Here is a 15955-nt window from a genome sequence, read left to right as displayed (position 1 = left end):
TGAACACGGGGGTCCTTGAAGATGTCCTCCCGAAAAAGGCCAGGTCGCGCACCCGTGACCTGGCCTTTTCGAAGTTTTGCAGAGCCTGTGACAGAGGATGGCCACGGCTCTACCATCGCGTGATGCGTATACCCCAGCTCGACGAAGCCAATGCCCGCATGCTGGCCCACGCACCATCCGTTCGACCGGTCAGCACGAGCGACATCATCGTCACCCACCGCAAGAAGCATCCCTATAGAGGCTACGCAGAGATCAACTCCCCTTATTGCCCGCCGTTCGTCATGTTCTGCGTGAACGACGACGCGGTCGCCCTCGACACCTTGTGGAACGGCGAGTTCGGCTACGAGCCCGGCAGCCTCGCCACCTGGTCGCAGCTGGCCGCGAAGAGCGCGACGATCGCCGACGTCGGAGCGCACGTCGGCTATTTCTCGATGATCGCCGCCCTCGCCAGCCCCAAGGCGAAGATCCATGCCTTCGAGCCGGTGGACCAGATCCACGCCCGCCTCTCGGTGAACGTCCGCTCGAACGGCGTCCAGAACGTCAAGCTTTACCAGGCGGGGGTCTCCAGTCAGGCTGGATGGGCCGAGATCAGCGTCCGCTTCTCGGGAAACCTCCTCTCCACGGGCTCGACCCTGGAGGCGGCCGCCGCCGACGCCGAGCTGAAGCGGATCCGACTGCTGTCCCTGGACGAGGTGTTCGCCGATACCAAGCTGGACCTCATCAAGATCGACGTCGAGGGCCATGAGATGTCGGTCCTCGAGGGGGCCCGGCAAGTACTGAAGCGCGACCGGCCGACTGTGATGCTGGAAGCGCTGCTGGACGCGGAGATGGACGCGCTCCTCTCCGAGTTCAACCCCCTCGGCTACGACTGCAACTGGGTCACCGAAGCCGACGGGACCCTCGTGCCGTGGTATGCGCCTCGGCCGCGCAAGACGCGGAATCTGCTGTTCACGCCGCACGATTGAGTGCGTTTCATCCCGAAGTCGCGGGCCGGGCAACCGCCGCCGCCACTAGTGCGCGCGGCGGATCCTCGTGTTCCGGGGTGAAGAGGTACAGCGCCTGATCCGGCTCGCCGGGCGGCACCAACGTGCAGAAACCCACAGACAGGCGACCGAGCCCGGGGGACTCGATGCGATAGCTGCCTGAGAGTCTGTCGGTCACATCCTGCTCGGCCCACAGCGCCTCGAACGCGGCACTGGACCGGGAGAGATCGCCTATCAGTGCCGCCAGGCCACCGTCCCATGGCCGGCGGCCGACCTCCAGGTGCAGCCGGGCGACGGTGTCGCGGGCCACCGAATCCCAGTCGCGGAAGAGCTTCTGTGTCGACGGGTCGAGGAACAGCAGGCGGGCGAGGTTCCGCTCCGCCTCAGGCAGGGAGTCGAAGTCGAGGAACAGCGTCGACGCGGGCCGGTTCCAGGTGAGCAGCTGCGTCCGCTGCCCCACCACGTATCCCGGCGTGTCGTCCAGGCCGTCCAACAGCCGTCGCACACCCGTCGGGACCCGTTCGGCAGCCACTGTCCGCCGCCGGTGGGGGTGGGGGTGGGTCAGGTTGTACAGATGCTCCCGCTCCGTGTCACTCAGCCGTAAGACCCGGGCCAGGGCGTCCACGACGGAGTCGGAGACCCCGTGTCTGACGCGGCCCTGCTCCAAGCGGACGTAGTAGTCGATCCCAAGGCCCGCCAGCTGCGCCAACTCCTCGCGCCGCAGACCCGGAACGCGGCGGACGGTGCCGTAGCTCTCCAGGCCCACGTCCTCGGGACGGAGCCGGGCCCGCCGGGACCCGAGGAACGCGCGCAGCTCGGACCGCCACACCAGATCACCCCCGTCACATAGAGTGAGCGATGATCATCGCGGCGTAACGCGAACCTGTCATGGACACCAGCTAGCCGGTAGACCAACAGGCCATGACGGCAAGGCACTTGGACACGGTCCGCCCCATCATTCGATATGAACAGACGTCCGATTAACATCCTCGCGCCCTTTGCACAAGGGGCGCGTCCGAACCCTGCCTGGCGGCACCCGGCCCACCCACATTGGCCTGGACCGAAGTTGTCGTCCCGATAGGGAAGAGAGCTCATGAGACGAAGACGTCCTTACGCAATGCTGACCGGCATAGGCTGCTTGCTCGCACTGCTGACCATGCCCCCCGCGCACGCCCGCGAGACACCGGAACCGTCCGCCGGTCGCGCGGCGATGACCGCGCTGGCCGACGAGCTCGGCGACGATCGCACCGGGGGCGTTTACCGCGCCGACGGTCGCCTGGTCGTCGCTGTGACCGACGCGGCGGCCGCGGAGACGATCCGGAATGCCGGCGGGACAGCGAAGCTGGTCGCGCACAGCATGAGGGACCTCAAGGCCATCCATGCCGAGTTGGACCAGCTGGGCTGGATCGGCAACACCGCATGGGGCGTCGACCCCAGCACCAACCAGGTGTCCGTCGAGCTCTTCGACGGTGTCTCGGCCGCCGACCGGGCCCGCATCGAAGCGGTCACCGCGGCGCACCCGGGTGCCGTGCGCATCGACCGGCTCTCCGGCACGCTGCAGGAGGCCGCGACCCCGGTGCATGGCGGCATGATGATCAATCCCGGCTCGGGCTACTGCAGCGCGGGGTTCAACGTGCAGGGCAACACCGGGAACAAGTACCTGCTCACCGCGGGGCACTGCGCCAGAGGCAACGACCACTGGTACGTGGGCGAGGGAAGCACTTACATCGGCAGGGTGCTCGACTGGAACGACAGGCCCGGCGACTGGGCGGTCGTCAACTACCTCAACTCCGACGTCACCCCGTACGGGACGATCAGACTCAGGGACGGCACGGTCTTGCAGATCGACCGCTCGGGTTACCCCGGTGTGGGGGACAACCCCGGTGTGGGGGACACCGTCAGACGTACCGGCGCGACCAGCCAGGACATGTCGGGCACGGTGCTGCAGACGGACATGACGATGCACTTCAGCGACGGCGCCACGCGCGAGCACATGATCGAGACGACACTCTGCCTGCGGAGCGGCGACAGCGGAGGCCCGCTCTTCTACGGAACCACCGCACTCGGCATCACGTCCGGCGCCCTCGATGTCGCCTCGCCCTGCAGCGACTCGGTCGCCGGCAGGAGCTACTACTACCCGGTCCAGCGGCTACTCGACGCGAAGAGCATGTCCGTCTACTGATGGGCCGACGGGACCCGCACCGAGGTGTTCGGTGCGGGTCCCGGTGCGCGAACCTGACGCTCGTTCCTCAGCCGTGGGCCTCGAAAGACGTTGCGGCTGCCGGCCGGCCGCTCCTCGCTCAGCGGGACGCGGGTTCCGTCCTGCCCGGTGATCCAGTGGGCCTCGTAGCCGAGACGGCTGAACTCCCGGACGGGCGCGTGCGACAGAGCGCCCAAGAGCGCGCCGCCTTGGTGTCGGAAGAGAAACGGTCTGGCTGGTCTACAAGGGCAGCGGCGAGCCCTCCTACTACGACATCCACGCCTAAGACCCCATGACCGTCTCCCCGGACAAGGTCCGCGGACTGCTAGTCGTGTCGGACACCGCGGCCGCCACGGCAGAGGCCCCGCTGGCCGCGCTGATCGACAGCAGCAGCGCGGTGGACGAGGTCGGGCACTCGATCACGATCTATCGCCGGCCCTGACGCTCAGCGGTTGTCGAAGGCGGGTGGTCGACTGCCGTGGGGGCGGTAGTACGACGCGACGGCCGGCTGGCCTGTGTAGTTGGGGCCGGCCTGCGGGTCGGCGCCGAGGTAGGTAAAGGGCAGGGTGACGGGACGCCCGCCCCGCAGGCTGAGGCGGTGGTCGCGGGCCGAGTAGTGGAAGCCGACGGCGCGCAATGCCCGCAGGACCGGCCGGGAGAGGTCGCTGCCGTCGAAGCGCCGCAGTGTCGAGGGGTCGAGATGGGCGACCAGCAGGCCGGTTTCTGTGAGCCACGAGGCTGCCCGCTCCAGTAGGGAGAGCCGGTCACCGATGTAGTGGAGCCCGTGGACACAGGTGATCAAGTCATAGCGACGCTCTGGAGACCAACGGCCGAGGTCAGCAGTGATGAGTTCGAGACCGTCGGGCGGTGCCGACGGCAGCAGCGGGCCAACCAGGTCCACGCCGGTGATGATGGCCTGCGGGAGCTGCCGCGCTGCTGCGTGGAGGGCAAGCCCTTCTCCGCTGCACATGTCCAGCCAGGCCGGGGCGGGGCCGTGGCTGTACAGGAACTCGGCGGGGTCGAAGCCGAGTTCGCGACTGTAGCTGTTGACGCCCGTCAGGACCCGTTCGCGGTTCATGACGTTGTTGGCCACCACGGAATGGCCGGTCAACTCGTCGTCCTTGACCAACTGGGGCGGCAGTTGGGCCGCTGTCGGCGAAGCATCGTCGATCACCGCACTATTGTGCGGCACGGCTGACCGAGTGATGACCTGGAGTCAGCGGCGATGAATCGCGGGCGGAGGGTTGGCGCGGCGAGGTCCAGCAGCATGTTGCGCCAGGCGGGATGGTTGGGCCCGTGCGCCGACATGATCTTGTTCGTGCCGCATCGCTGACGGCGACGCTGATGCCGACGAAGCCGGATGTTGTGGCACCCCGGAACGGAGTGCCACCGAGGGCGGTCGAGCTTTCACAAGCGCCCAGCCAGGCCGCGCCCCAGCCAATAATCTGCTTGGCCGTCTCGTTAAAGCCGCCCTCATCCTCCTCCAGTTCCGGTACTCCTCACCGATACCGCTTCGGCGGTACGCCGCAGCGGTCGGTTGGCCATTTGGCTGGGGCGCGGTCAGGGAGCAACGAGCCGGCAGGATGCGGGAGCCTGCGGGGTGCGAGGTGACCGCTTGGCTGATCCGGGCCAGTGCCGTAGGGGTACCGTCTGGAGTGCTGCCGCAGAACGGAGTTCGCCGTGTCGCAGAGCATCGATGAGCACACCGGCGCTCGAATCGCCCGTATCCGGAAACAGCGTGGACTGACGCAGCAGGGGCTGGCGATGCGGGCGCATGCGTCGAAGTCCCTCTTGTCGAAGGTCGAGTGCGGGCAGAAGCCCGCGTCTCCGGCTCTTGTCGCTTCGTGCGCCCGCGCGCTGGGGGTTTCCACGTCCGAATTGCTGGGGCAGCCGTACGCCGAGGAACTGCGCCGGGACCGGATGGACGCACTGATCCAGCCGATTCGTGAAGGGCTGGAGAACTGGGACATCTCTCTGGACTGGGAGACAGCCCCGCGCCCCGCCGCGCTGATCTGGACAGATGTACAAAGGGCTCTGGAGCAGCGCCGTCAGGCGCAGTACACGGACATGGTGCGTGACCTGCCAGCGCTGATCGACGAGTCCGTACAGGTGGTGCACACCAGTACCGGGGACGAGCAACGGCTGGCCTACGAGTGTCTGGCAGAGACGTTCCGATGTGTGTTCACCGTGGCCTGGAAGCTCGGCTTCCTCGATCTCGCGACCGTGGCGCTGGACCGGCTGGCGTGGACTGCACCGCGCGCCGACGAGGCGGGGCTGGCTGCCATGCACGCCTTCCTTCGCGCGCAGACCACGCTCTCCTCCGGCCGGTACGACGTGGGGATGCGGGTGGTCGACCGGGCCCTGCGGGACCTCGATGGCCAGGAGTCACGCCGCCCGGCAGGCGTTGAGGCCATGCGGGGCATGCTGCACCTGCGCGCAGCGACGATCGCGGGCCGGATGAAGGACCGGGACCACGCGGACGCCCGCCTCGCCGAGGCCCGTGTACTCGCCAGGACCACGGGTGAGTTGCCCGACTTTGGCGTCACCTGGGGGCCGACCAATGTCGGTGTGCACGCCGTGGCCATCGCCTCGGAGATGGACGACTTCGGGCGCGCGATCGAACTCGCCGAGGGTGTATGCATCCCACGCGGCTGGACTCGCTCCCGGGCCGGGCATCACTGGATGGACCTCGGCCGGGCTCACACCTGGGCAGGCCATCCGGATCAGGCACTGGACTGCCTGCACCAAGCCCGGCGCATCGCCCCGCAGCAGACCCGCTACCACCCGACCGTGCGGGAGACCGTGCTGGCCCTGAAGCGGCAGGAGCGGGCGCGTAACGGCTCGCTGGCGCAGTACGCGGAGTGGGTCGGGATATAGCAGATCCCGGCAGGCGGAGTTGCACAGTTCGGTGCAACTGCCCTGCATCGCCAGTCGGCAGGCTGACGTCTCGTCAGGACCCCCGCGACCGGGCGAACGGTCCGGGGGCATGGCCAGCGCTGACTAGGAGCGTCGACATGTCGCACTGTATCGCCCGCCTCTTCGAGCCGCTGCTGCGGCTGTTCTGGCCCGCACCGGGCCGCCATCGCAGACCTGATCGTCACTCCATGAGCCTCCGAGTGGAGGCATCAACTGAGTGTCCGCCTCGCGTACCCGCTGCCTCGGTGCTGCGCGGTGAGGACATCGGACTGGTCCGCCCGTTCCTGGTCGCGCACGAACAGCGGGAGCTGCAGCGCCGACGGGCACCGCGGCGCGCACTGCGGCTGGCCGTGCACGGCATCGACATCGGGCCCCTGCTGCTTGACAGCGTGGAGGTGCGGGCCTGATGAGCCACACGAATCAAATCCGCCTGCTCCCCTGGGCCGGGCCGGAAGGAAAACCCTGCTACCTCGCAGGCGACGGGACTGGATACTTGTCACGCCTCGCTGACAAGATGGAGTCAGCCCAACTCGGCCTGGCCGGTGAAGTCGTTCATGAGGCACAGCGGGTTCTGGACGGGCGCCAGTGGACGCCCGGCGAACTGCACCTGCTGACAGTCAAGTTGGCCGAGGCATTGACAAACGTCCACCGGATCGCGGTGAGCCGAGGCGCACGCCTGCCCGCACCGGCCTACGACGACCTCGATGCCCTCGATGCCCTCGATGCCCTCGATAGGCCAGACGACGGGGACGCCGCCCAAGACGCCGTGCAGCCTGTCCAGCGCGGCTGATCTGCCCGTCGCCTGGAGCTGGACCGCAGCGTGATCCCGCACTACTGGCTCAACATCAACGAGCGGGCGTCACATCCTCTACATCGGCAACTATGTGGAGCGCGACGACTGGCGCTTCACCGGCGAACCGGCCGAGCTGCTGGAGAAGTTCCTGCCGAACCTGCGCCGGATCAACCCGGACTTCGAGAAGGCCTGGATCAAGGACTGGCACTTCTCGAAGGCCGGGTTCGCACAGCCGGTGGTGACGCCGGAGTACCGGTCGCTGATCCCGGGCCACGACACCCCGATGAGCCGGGGGAAGCTGGCGACCATGGTGCAGATCTACCTCCAGGACCGGGGGGCAGAGCTACTCGGTGGCACTCGCCCGGAAGGTCACCGCGTCCCGCCTGTGACCCTCATCTGCGGCGGCACAGCACCACCAACGGCCCTCCGCTGGTGGTCGGACAGTCGTACACGGCCGTGACTCGTCGCCAGAGTTCCGGGTCGACCTTGGCGGGCCGGAACCAGGCCCGGTCCAGGACGGCGTACGGGGCCGGGTCGTGGTCGATGCAGTCGGCGTTCTCCTTGTAGGACGTGGCCTCGATGATGTCCGGGATGAGACGGGTGCGCTGGAGGAACGTGGCGGCCGGGTAGCGGCACTGGACCGGGTGGTCGACGTAGTACGCCGTGTTACCGAAGGCGAGGTAGAGCACCGGGGCGTCGGCGGGTATTTCGGACCGCAGCCGGTCCGCGTCCTGTTCGGTGAGTCGCGTCGCACGCAGGTACTCGGCACTGGTCATGGTGACCTTGCCCTGCCGCACCAGATGCGGGGAGCCGGGCCACACGCACCCGGCCAGGCACACGACACCGGCCAGGGCCACCAGCGCGGCTGACCGGCGTCGGGGGCCGGCCTCGCGACGCTCCCGTACCGCGTCCACCAGGGCCGCCAGCAACGCGAGGAGACCCAACGCCCAAAGGACGTAAGGCCGTTGGAAACCCCGCGGCGCCGCCGTGTAGATCACGGGCAGCGCCCCGTACAGCAGTGACACCGCGCCGAAGCACCAGGGCGGCGAGCGGCGCGCACCGCCCACGGCGAGGCCCCAGACCGCGGCGGCTAGCACCGGCATCGGGGCGCCGTGGTAGAGGAACCAGTTGCCCTGCACGACCACGGCCGCGTGGGCGCAGAGGCCGACAGTGAGGGCGACCAGGGACAGCTCGATCCGCCGACGCCGCCCGCGCACCCGGGTGAGCACCAGCAGCAGCGCTCCGGGCACCAGAAGCAGCACCGGGCTCGGCACCGCCCGGTCGGCGAGGTAGTCCACGGAGCGCTCGAGGATGAAGAGCGGGTGGATGCCGGTCCGGCCGAGGATGGACTGGTTGGTCGCCGTCATGTCCCCGACCCACTGCCACTCGTGGGACCCCGCGAGCAGGCTCATCCCGAACAGGCCGACCGCGGCGGGCACGGACACGAGCGCGAGCCGTACGGCGCGGCCGCGGTCGACGGCGTACACGAGCAGCACACCGATCACGGCCGTGGTGGCGGTCGAGTACTTCATCAGTACTGCGAGGGCGAGCGGCGGCGCGGCGAGCGGCACCGCCCGCCAGGTCCGCTCCGGGCCGATGGCCGCGGCGACGGCCACGACCGTCAGGACCACGGCTGCCCACTCCGCCTGGAGGAAGTCGTTTCTGGGGGCCAGGGCCAGTGCGAGGCCGGTGGCGCCCGCGGTGAGGGCCGCCTCGCGTCCGGTGACCCGGCGAAGGAGCGCCGAGTAGAGGGCGTAGGCGGACGCCGCCGCCAGCAGGACGCCCGCCGCTGCGATCAGGGCCTCGCGGGCGGTCGTCATACCGAAGGTCCAGCTGTCTAGGAGCGCGATCAACCAGCGGTAGAAGTAGGGCCGGTGGGTGAAGACCTCCGACGGCGAGTAGTCGCCCTCCCCGCCGGTGCGCAGAGCGCCGAGGCTGTAGTGCAGGTCGCCGGTGAGGCGTCGGGTGAGTACGGCGTACGCGACGGCCGCGGCCGACACGAGGGCGACCAGGGGCCACCACAGAGCGGAGCGACGACGCCCCCGCGGCGCGGTTGCCGCGGGGGCGTCGTCGACATCCTCCACGAGGACGTCGGACATGGTCAGCCGCCGAGAATCACACGCAGATCGGCGGCGTTCGCCTCCGTGACCTTCCACAGTTCCTGCTGCCGGCCGTGTACGTCGGCGACGGTGGCCGCGTGGTCCTTGAGCAGGTCCTTGGAACGCTCCACCAGCACCGCGGCGAGGTTGCGGTCGTGGACGGAGACGCCCCACTCGGGCCGTTCGATGTCGCGCAGGAAGTACGCCATCTTCGGGTGCGAGATCAGGCTGATGATGGGCGTGCCGCAGCCGAACGGGATCATTCCCGCGTGGCCGCGCATGCCGATCACCAGCTTGGTGCGGGCGTACAGGTCCCGGATGCCGTCGTTGTTGAAGTCGTACATCGGGATGACGGGCATCGAGATGCCGTGCTCGCGGCGCAGGTCGAAGACGATCTTCTCGTCGTCGAGCGAGTGGGCCACGCACTGGACTTCGGCCAGCTCGCCCAAGTCCCGTACCGCCTGAGCCATCTGGGCCAGGAAGTAGGCGTAGTCATGGCCGAAGCGCAGGCCCGCGCGGTCGTAGGCGGCGTTGATCAGGATGGTGTCGTCGCGGGTCGCCGGGTCCTGCCAGCCGGGCACGAGCTGGCGCGTCACCGTGGTCGGGCACGGCTGGAAGCGCACCTTGTCGTGCAGGTGGGCCGGGAGCATCGACCGCACCTTCTCGATCGAGCCGTGGTTGCGCAGCCCGAAGAAGGAGGACTTCTCGACCAGGAGGCGCAGCGAGTCGCGGAAGCGGCCCGCCCGGTAGGACTGTCCGTCGAAGGCGTTGAAGCCGACGGCGTACACCGCGATCGGGACGTCGATGCGGCGCATCAGGTCGTCCGGGACGTTCCACTGCCAGGCGCTGTTGCCGTTCGGCATGGTGTCCGGGATGAACAGGCCGCCACCGCCGATGACCAGGCCGCGGCGGGCGTTGACCCGCTCCAGCGCGCCCTCGTCGAACAGCCGGTGGGCGTGCACGGAGTGCCAGCGGCGGGAGGTGGTGTCCGGCCCGAAGGCGCTGCGGACGCTCTCCGGGAGCAGCTTGTCGCCCGCGTTGCCCTGCCGGTCCATGTAGAAGGCGACGTGCGCGAGCTGGTCCTCGGCGGAGCCCTGCTCCTGCGAGGGGACGGCTGCCGCGCGCTGCGCCCACAGGCGGCTGGAGCGGTGGGTGATGTCGACGGACATACCGGCCGTCGCGTACTTCAGCGCCGAGGCGTTGTCGCCGTGCACCCAGGCCATCTGGGCGAGCCGGGCGTAGGCGGTGGCGGCCCGGTTGGGGGCGGCCGTCGCCAGCAGCAGCTGCGCCTTGGCCTCGTCGTAGCGGGAGACGCTCATCAGGGCGTGACCGAGCACCTCGTGCGGCCAGGCCTCGTCGAGCGGGATGCGGACACTTTCCAGGATGTCCACGGCGTCCTGGTAGTTGCCGGTCGCGATGTGCGCGGCGGCCACCTTGCGGGCGGTCTCCACGTCACCCGTGCGGGCGACGTGCGGGGTGCCGTAGTGCACGACCAGGTCGTGGTGGAGTCCGCCGGAGGAGGCGAGGTAGGCGGCGTGGAAGTCGGCGTCGTTCAGCTGGTACTCGCGCCACTTCTCCTCGGCCAGGCTGTACCCGGACTCGCCGCCCTGCCACGGCTTGTGACGGCCGGTGAAGTGCAGGATCGCGGTGTCCTCGGGAACGGGCAGGTCGCCGGAGAGCCGCCGCTTGACGAAGTTGTAGCGCGCGTCCAGGCGGATGAAGTCGCCGTCGAGCACCGCGTTCAGGATGCCCTGGTCGTGCTTGTCCAGTTCGTAGTCGCCGCTGCGTCCGGTCGCGTCGAGCTTGGCGCAGAACTCGTCGCTCAGGTACTCGCGCTGGATGACCAGCAGACCCGAGTTGAGCTTGTGCTGCCCGTAGAAGAACTGCGACACGGCCGCCAGCCCGTGGCGCAGCTTGAGGAGTTCACCGAGGTCGCCGAGGACGACCATGTCGGTGTCGAGCGTGATGACGGTGTCGTACTCCCGCATCCGGAAGACGTCGAGGATGAAGTACGCCTTGCGGACCAGGTAGTTGTCCTGGTCGCCCTTCTTGTACGAGTCGTAGTGCGCGTCGTCGACGCGGCGCAGCACGATGCGCGGGTGCAGGGCGCGGATCTTGGCGATCGAGCCGGGGCGCAGATCGTCGTAGAGGACGACGAAGTCCTCGCACACGCTCGGGTTGGACAGCGCGAGGCTGCGCAGCAGGACGAGGAAGCCGGGCAGGTAGTTCTCGTCGACGTACGACGCGAAGGCGATCCGCCGCTTGCCGGTGAGGTCGGCCGCGGAGTGCGTGGTCTCGGTGGGGGCCCCGGTCAGGGAAGTGGTCGTCATCGCAGGGATATCCTCATGTCGGTCACGCTCTGGGCCCGCTCCATGACCCATGCCTTCTCGCTGGTGTACTCGTGGACGGACGTGATGGCGAGCTTCATCGCTTCCTGGACGCGGTAGGCGCCGCTCTCGTAGAAGTCGAAGCCGATCAGGTCCAGGGTCGGGCTGACGTCCAGGAAGTCCAGCAGGAACAGCATGTTGAAGCCGGTGGTCGGGATACCGGACCACTGGTCGCTGGACAGCCGGCCGATGTTGCGCACGGGCCAGCGCAGCGACTCGTCGCCGAGGTGGGTCTGCGCGCCGGGCACCAGCCGGTTGCGCAACGACCACTTCCAGTCGCCGGAGACGCCGCCGAAGACGAGCCGGGTGTCGACCGGCTTCTCCCAGTTGAAGCCGTGCTTGTGGATCGTGGCGTGGATGTCGGTACGGCTGCCGGTGTGCTTCGGGTCGATCTTGTACGAGTTGAAGCGCACCACCAGATCGTACGCGTCGATCTCGGCGCCCATCGAACTGGCGCCGACCCGGCCGGAGTTGGCGATCAGGCAGACGGACTTGCCGGCGATCCGGTTGCGGAACTCGCCCAGGCTGATCCACTTCACCCCGCCGATCGACGGGTCGGCGACCGGACCGCGCATCCGGCCTCGGCGCTGCTCGGCGTAGATCGCGAGAACCTCGGTGAGCGCGGTGACATCGCTGTCGACGGCGATACGCAGGTCCAGGTACTGGCTGAGCAGGTCCTGGCGGTCGGCGACGGGGGCGCCGTCGTCCGCCAGCGCGAGCAGCGCGCCGACCATACGGGGCTCGGCCGCGGCCCAGTCGCCGAGGGCGTGCGCGGTGAGGCCCTCGGTCCAGATCTCGGTGGGGTTGCCGCGGGCGAACCCCTCGGCGCCCGGGACCTGACGCTTCAGCAGCTCCAGCAGTTCCCGCTCGCGGTCAGCGGCGACCTTCAGGCCGGCGATCTTCGCGGTGACGCCGAAGCCGTCCTCCTCGGTGAGGCCGAGGTAGCGCTCGTACGCCTCCCGCGCCTCGGTCTCCTCGCCGAGGGCCTCCAGCAGGCGGGCACGCAGCCGCCAGCCGGCGCGGGAGTTCTTGCGGTGGGCCAGCACTGTGTCGCTGATCACCAGGGCAAGGTCGAGCTCGTCGTCGTAGCCGCACTTGAGCGCCTGGTTGGCGACGGCGAGCAGGGCGTCGAGCAGTTCAGGGGCGATTCCGCCGCTGGGGGCCGCCGCCGAGCCCTTGACCGCACGCTTGAGCAGCGCTGTGGCACCGGCCGCCGGGGCGGGTGCCGTCGTGGCGGGTGTCGTTCCCCACACCACCAGCAGCTTCCGCAACTGCTCGGAGAGTTCGATGCGGCGGCGGTCGATGCTTCCGACGAGTTTGCCGCTGTGTACAGCGCACGCACGCAAGCAGTCGTCCAGCTCCCCCCACGCGCACGTGCCCGTCTGTTCTGGACCCTCGTCATGGCGCTCCTGTTTTTTTTGCCAAGCCAATGCTTCATGTTTGCTGCCGCGTATAGGCAAGTGGGGGGATCTTGAAACCGTTTACGCATCCGTGGGGGGATGGAGGAAAAAATTAGGAAGTCAAAACGACCTCAAGGTGAACTCCCTGCAACTAGACGGATAATCGTAGCCGCGTCAACCAAGGCACGTCTGTGATTCGGACTAATGTGCTGGGGTCACCCACAGGAGACCCGTCGAGGGGAATTTCGTGACCAGCACAACCGTCCGACCCGCGTCCGAGGCGGCCCCAGTCCCGGACCGGAAGCCAGAACGGACGAAACCCCGCGAAACCCGACTGCGCGCCCTCGACGGCCTGCGGCTCGTCGCCGCCCTGATGGTGGCCGCCTACCACTACGGCGGCCGGGGCGGAGAGGTCACCACCGCCTGGGGCAGCTCGGCCAAGCACCAGTTCCCGAGCCTCCATACGCTCTTCTCGTACGGCTGTCTCGGCGTCCAGATCTTCTTCGTCATCAGCGGCTTCGTGATCTGCATGAGCGGCTGGGGCCGGCCCCTGAAGTCGTTCTTCGCCTCGCGCGCCTCCCGGCTGCTGCCCGCGTACTGGGCAGCGATCCTGATCGTTACGGCCGTGTTCGCCCTGCCGATGGTCGCCTACAAGGCGCTGTCGCCGAGCGAGACCCTGGTCAACATGACGATGCTTCAGTATCCGCTGGGCGTGGACCGGGTGCTCGGCGTCTGCTGGACCCTGTGGGCCGAGGTCCGCTTCTACGCGCTGTTCGCGCTGTGCGTCGTGCTGCCGGGGGCGACCCGGCAGCGGGTGATCATGTTCTGCGCGGGCTGGACGCTGCTGTCGGCGATCGCGACGGGCGCGAAGGAACCATTCCTCGACATCGTGCTGATGCCCGAGTATGCGCCCTTCTTCATCGGCGGCGTCGGCCTCTACCTCATCCACCGCGACCGCAAGGACGTCTACGGCTGGGGCATCGTGGCGGTGAGCTGGCTGGTCGGGCAGCACACCGTGGTCCAGAGCCTGTGGCGAGCGCCCAGCCCGGACGCCTTCGCCAACCGCTCCCAGCTGGTGATCGTGGCCATCGTGACGTTCGGCTTCGTGGCCGTCGCCGCGATCGCGCTGGGCTGGCTGAACTGGGCGAACTGGCACTGGCTGACCGTGGCCGGAGCCCTGACGTACCCCTTCTACCTGGTCCACGAGCACCTCGGCTGGGTCGTGATACACGCGCTCCACAAGGAGATGTACGTATCTTCGAGCCTGACGTTCATCCTGACGATCGCTTCGATGCTGCTGCTGGCCTGGCTGCTGCACCGCTTCGTCGAGAAGCCACTCACGCCGCGGCTGCGAACCGCGCTCGCCAAGACGCGCTGACGGGGTTCACCCCCCTAGGCTGGTGGCCGTGAGGCTGTCCGCTTGGGGGACTTTGTTCACTTGACGTTCAGTCCGCAGATAGATTGCCCGGCACCGATTGAGCAGGCTCGCTTCATGGCAAATCCACAACAGATCTCCGCGGATCCCGGAGAACTCAAGGACGTCCCTGGCTGGTTCCCCCCACTGGACCAGGTGCTCTTCACCTGGTTCCTGGACCGGCAGGAAAGACTGGGGCACCCCGGAGACCTGGTGGAACTCGGCGTCTTCATGGGCAAAAGCGCGATCCTTCTGGGTGAGCACCTGGGGGACGGCGAGAGGTTCACGGTGTGCGACCTGTTCGAGAGCGACGCTCCCGACGGGGCGAACCGGGCCGAGCACAACAAGTCGTACGGGTCCCTCACCCGGCAGGCCTTCGAGCGGAACTACCTCGCCTTCCACGACAGCCTCCCGAAGGTGATCCAGGGCCCCAGCTCCCTGATCTCGAAGGAGGTCGACCCCGGCAGCTGCCGCTTCCTCCACATCGACGCCTCGCACCTGTACGAGCACGTCCGCGACGACATCGGCGCCGCGCACGACCTGCTGCTGCCCGACGGCATCGTCGTCCTCGACGACTTCCGCTCCGAGCACACCCCGGGCGTCTCGGTCGCCACCTGGGAGGCCGTCCTCAACCGCGGGCTGCGCCCGATCTGCCTCAGCACGCAGAAGCTGTACGGCACCTGGGGCGACCCCGAGCCCGTCCAGGAGGAGCTGCTCGCCATGATCCGGGAGCGCACGGACGTCGGGCTGAGCATCCAGGAGGCCGCCGGGCACCGGCTGGTGCGCACCCGCGCCAAGAAGGGGATGCAGCCGCCGGACTTCCCGCGCTCCCGCTACTACAAGGAGCCCGAGCCGGAACCGGTGGTTCCCGCCGCCCCGATGCGCCGGCCCTCGCTCGCCCGGCGCATCGGCCGGGACCTGCTGCCGCCGATCGTCACCCGGGCGGCGCGGGCGCTCCGCGGGTAGTGCCGGGCTGTGTTGTCGTTCGGCTGCGGCTCCGTCGTGGCTGGTCGCGCAGTTCCCCGCGCCCCTTCGGGGCGCTGAGCCTCAGCCGACTTCGTAGCGCGTCTCGATCCCCGCAATGATCAGGGCCAGCCCTTCCTCGAAGTGTTGGCCGAAATCCTGGAAAAGCTCCGCGCCCGCCTTGGCCGACAGAGGGAAGTCGGCCATCAGGCGGGCGCGTTCTGCTACGTCGAAGCCCTCACGGCGCTCACCCGGCAGCGGCTCGACGCCCTGTTCCTCGGTGACGAAGCCGAGGGTGTAGAGGTACGTCGTCTGGGTCGCGCGGACCGCCTGGGCGAGGGTGAACCCGGCGGCCGTGCACAGGCGCAGGCTCTCCTCCATCTGCCCGGCGTGCTCCAGACCGGTGAAGCGTGAGCCGCTGAACACCTTGGCGCCGTCGCGGTAGCGGAGCAGCTCCGTGCGCAGCGCACGGTTGGCCTTCAGCAGCCGCTCCTGCCAGGTGTCCCCGGGACCGAGCGGCGTCCCGGCGGTCATCCGGCGGTACATCTCCGTCGCCATCTCGTCGAGCAGCGCCTGCTTGTCCTTGAAGTGCCAGTACAGGGCCGGCGCCTTGACGTCCAGCTCCCTGGCGATGGCGCGCAGGGTCAGGCCGTCCAGACCGACCTCGTTCAGGACCTTCAGGGCGGTGTCCGCGACCCGCTTGCGGTCGAGGGGCGCTCGGCGTTCCGTGCTCACACTTGACAGCTTAACAGCGTTAAGGGCACTCTCGTCACCGATGGAACTTAACAGCGTTAAGGAGA

At 68.5% G+C, this 15955-nt stretch carries 14 protein-coding genes and 1 pseudogene; 9 read left to right on the top strand and 6 right to left on the bottom strand.

Going from position 1 to position 15955, the window contains the following annotated elements; translation table 11 throughout:
• Positions 1 to 122 precede the first annotated feature (122 nt).
• The gene (locus tag QQY66_RS30660) at positions 123 to 965 is read left to right on the top strand and encodes an FkbM family methyltransferase (RefSeq protein WP_301983499.1); all 843 of its coding nucleotides are present in this window, start codon (positions 123 to 125) and stop codon (positions 963 to 965) included.
• Between the two features lie 7 nt (positions 966 to 972).
• On the opposite strand, the gene QQY66_RS30655 is transcribed toward QQY66_RS30660, so the two are convergent.
• Positions 973 to 1812, bottom strand: a complete 840-nt coding sequence (locus QQY66_RS30655; RefSeq protein WP_301983497.1) for a helix-turn-helix transcriptional regulator — start codon at positions 1810 to 1812, stop codon at positions 973 to 975.
• 288 nt (positions 1813 to 2100) lie between these two features.
• Between QQY66_RS30655 and QQY66_RS30650 the strand changes: the two genes are divergently transcribed.
• Together QQY66_RS30650 and QQY66_RS30645 are read left to right on the top strand one after the other, a co-directional pair.
• Positions 2101 to 3165, top strand: a complete 1065-nt coding sequence (locus QQY66_RS30650) for a S1 family peptidase (RefSeq protein WP_301983496.1) — start codon at positions 2101 to 2103, stop codon at positions 3163 to 3165.
• A gap of 241 nt (positions 3166 to 3406) precedes the next feature.
• Positions 3407 to 3625 (top strand): annotated as a pseudogene (locus QQY66_RS30645) (phospholipid carrier-dependent glycosyltransferase); the annotation flags it as partial.
• 3 nt (positions 3626 to 3628) lie between these two features.
• Here QQY66_RS30645 and QQY66_RS30640 read toward each other — a convergent pair.
• A complete protein-coding gene (locus tag QQY66_RS30640; protein WP_301983495.1) occupies positions 3629 to 4357 on the bottom strand; it encodes a trans-aconitate 2-methyltransferase in 729 nt (242 codons plus the stop codon).
• 506 nt (positions 4358 to 4863) lie between these two features.
• Here QQY66_RS30640 and QQY66_RS30635 point away from each other — a divergent pair.
• The 4 genes from QQY66_RS30635 to QQY66_RS30620 all read left to right on the top strand — a co-directional run bounded on the left by QQY66_RS30635 (position 4864) and on the right by QQY66_RS30620 (position 7352).
• Positions 4864 to 6060 (top strand): helix-turn-helix domain-containing protein, encoded by a 1197-nt coding sequence (locus QQY66_RS30635; protein WP_301983494.1) that lies wholly within the window; start codon positions 4864 to 4866, stop codon positions 6058 to 6060.
• Positions 6061 to 6197: 137 nt separating this feature from the next.
• On the top strand, positions 6198 to 6506 hold the full coding sequence (locus QQY66_RS30630; protein WP_301983493.1) for a hypothetical protein: 309 nt from the start codon (positions 6198 to 6200) through the stop codon (positions 6504 to 6506).
• Positions 6506 to 6889 (top strand): hypothetical protein, encoded by a 384-nt coding sequence (locus QQY66_RS30625; protein ID WP_301983492.1) that lies wholly within the window; start codon positions 6506 to 6508, stop codon positions 6887 to 6889. The genes QQY66_RS30630 and QQY66_RS30625 overlap by 1 nt, the downstream gene beginning before the upstream one ends.
• Positions 6890 to 6983: 94 nt before the next feature.
• Positions 6984 to 7352, top strand: coding sequence for a hypothetical protein (locus QQY66_RS30620; RefSeq protein WP_301983491.1), 369 nt, complete (start codon positions 6984 to 6986; stop codon positions 7350 to 7352).
• Here QQY66_RS30620 and QQY66_RS30615 read toward each other — a convergent pair.
• From QQY66_RS30615 to QQY66_RS30605, 3 genes are read right to left on the bottom strand one after another with little or no spacing between them, the layout of a single operon-like run.
• Positions 7285 to 8991 (bottom strand): hypothetical protein, encoded by a 1707-nt coding sequence (locus QQY66_RS30615; RefSeq protein WP_301983490.1) that lies wholly within the window; start codon positions 8989 to 8991, stop codon positions 7285 to 7287. The two genes, QQY66_RS30620 and QQY66_RS30615, sit on opposite strands and share 68 nt — an antisense overlap.
• Positions 8992 to 8993: 2 nt before the next feature.
• Positions 8994 to 11321 (bottom strand): glycosyltransferase, encoded by a 2328-nt coding sequence (locus QQY66_RS30610; protein WP_301983489.1) that lies wholly within the window; start codon positions 11319 to 11321, stop codon positions 8994 to 8996.
• The gene (locus QQY66_RS30605; RefSeq protein WP_301983488.1) at positions 11318 to 12724 is read right to left on the bottom strand and encodes a glycosyltransferase family 29 protein; all 1407 of its coding nucleotides are present in this window, start codon (positions 12722 to 12724) and stop codon (positions 11318 to 11320) included. Before QQY66_RS30605 ends, QQY66_RS30610 begins: the two co-directional genes overlap by 4 nt.
• Positions 12725 to 13025: 301 nt before the next feature.
• Here QQY66_RS30605 and QQY66_RS30600 point away from each other — a divergent pair, with 301 nt between their 5' ends.
• Together QQY66_RS30600 and QQY66_RS30595 are read left to right on the top strand one after the other, a co-directional pair.
• Positions 13026 to 14156: an acyltransferase gene (locus QQY66_RS30600; protein ID WP_301983487.1), complete on the top strand. Its 1131-nt coding sequence runs from the start codon at positions 13026 to 13028 to the stop codon at positions 14154 to 14156.
• A 114-nt stretch (positions 14157 to 14270) separates the two neighbouring features.
• A complete protein-coding gene (locus QQY66_RS30595) occupies positions 14271 to 15158 on the top strand; it encodes a class I SAM-dependent methyltransferase (RefSeq protein ID WP_301983486.1) in 888 nt (295 codons plus the stop codon).
• Between the two features lie 81 nt (positions 15159 to 15239).
• On the opposite strand, the gene QQY66_RS30590 is transcribed toward QQY66_RS30595, so the two are convergent.
• On the bottom strand, positions 15240 to 15890 hold the full coding sequence (locus QQY66_RS30590) for a TetR/AcrR family transcriptional regulator (RefSeq protein WP_301983485.1): 651 nt from the start codon (positions 15888 to 15890) through the stop codon (positions 15240 to 15242).
• Positions 15891 to 15955: the final 65 nt, after the last annotated feature.

It is taken from the genome of Streptomyces sp. DG2A-72 (assembly GCF_030499575.1).
Taxonomy (GTDB): domain Bacteria; phylum Actinomycetota; class Actinomycetes; order Streptomycetales; family Streptomycetaceae; genus Streptomyces.
Note: the sequence above shows the minus strand (reverse complement) of the source record. Positions and strands in the feature narration are given on the sequence as shown.

Bases quoted from the DNA above. Each gene is read 5' to 3' on its own strand.
- QQY66_RS30610 (WP_301983489.1), bottom strand. From the start codon at position 11,321: ATGACGACCACTTCCCTGACCGGGGCCCCCACCGAGACCACGCACTCC.
- QQY66_RS30625 (WP_301983492.1), top strand. From the start codon at position 6,506: ATGAGCCACACGAATCAAATCCGCCTGCTCCCCTGGGCCGGGCCGGAA.
- QQY66_RS30660 (WP_301983499.1), top strand. From the start codon at position 123: ATGCGTATACCCCAGCTCGACGAAGCCAATGCCCGCATGCTGGCCCAC.
- QQY66_RS30595 (WP_301983486.1), top strand. From the start codon at position 14,271: ATGGCAAATCCACAACAGATCTCCGCGGATCCCGGAGAACTCAAGGAC.
- QQY66_RS30615 (WP_301983490.1), bottom strand. From the start codon at position 8,991: ATGTCCGACGTCCTCGTGGAGGATGTCGACGACGCCCCCGCGGCAACC.
- QQY66_RS30630 (WP_301983493.1), top strand. From the start codon at position 6,198: ATGTCGCACTGTATCGCCCGCCTCTTCGAGCCGCTGCTGCGGCTGTTC.
- QQY66_RS30650 (WP_301983496.1), top strand. From the start codon at position 2,101: ATGCTGACCGGCATAGGCTGCTTGCTCGCACTGCTGACCATGCCCCCC.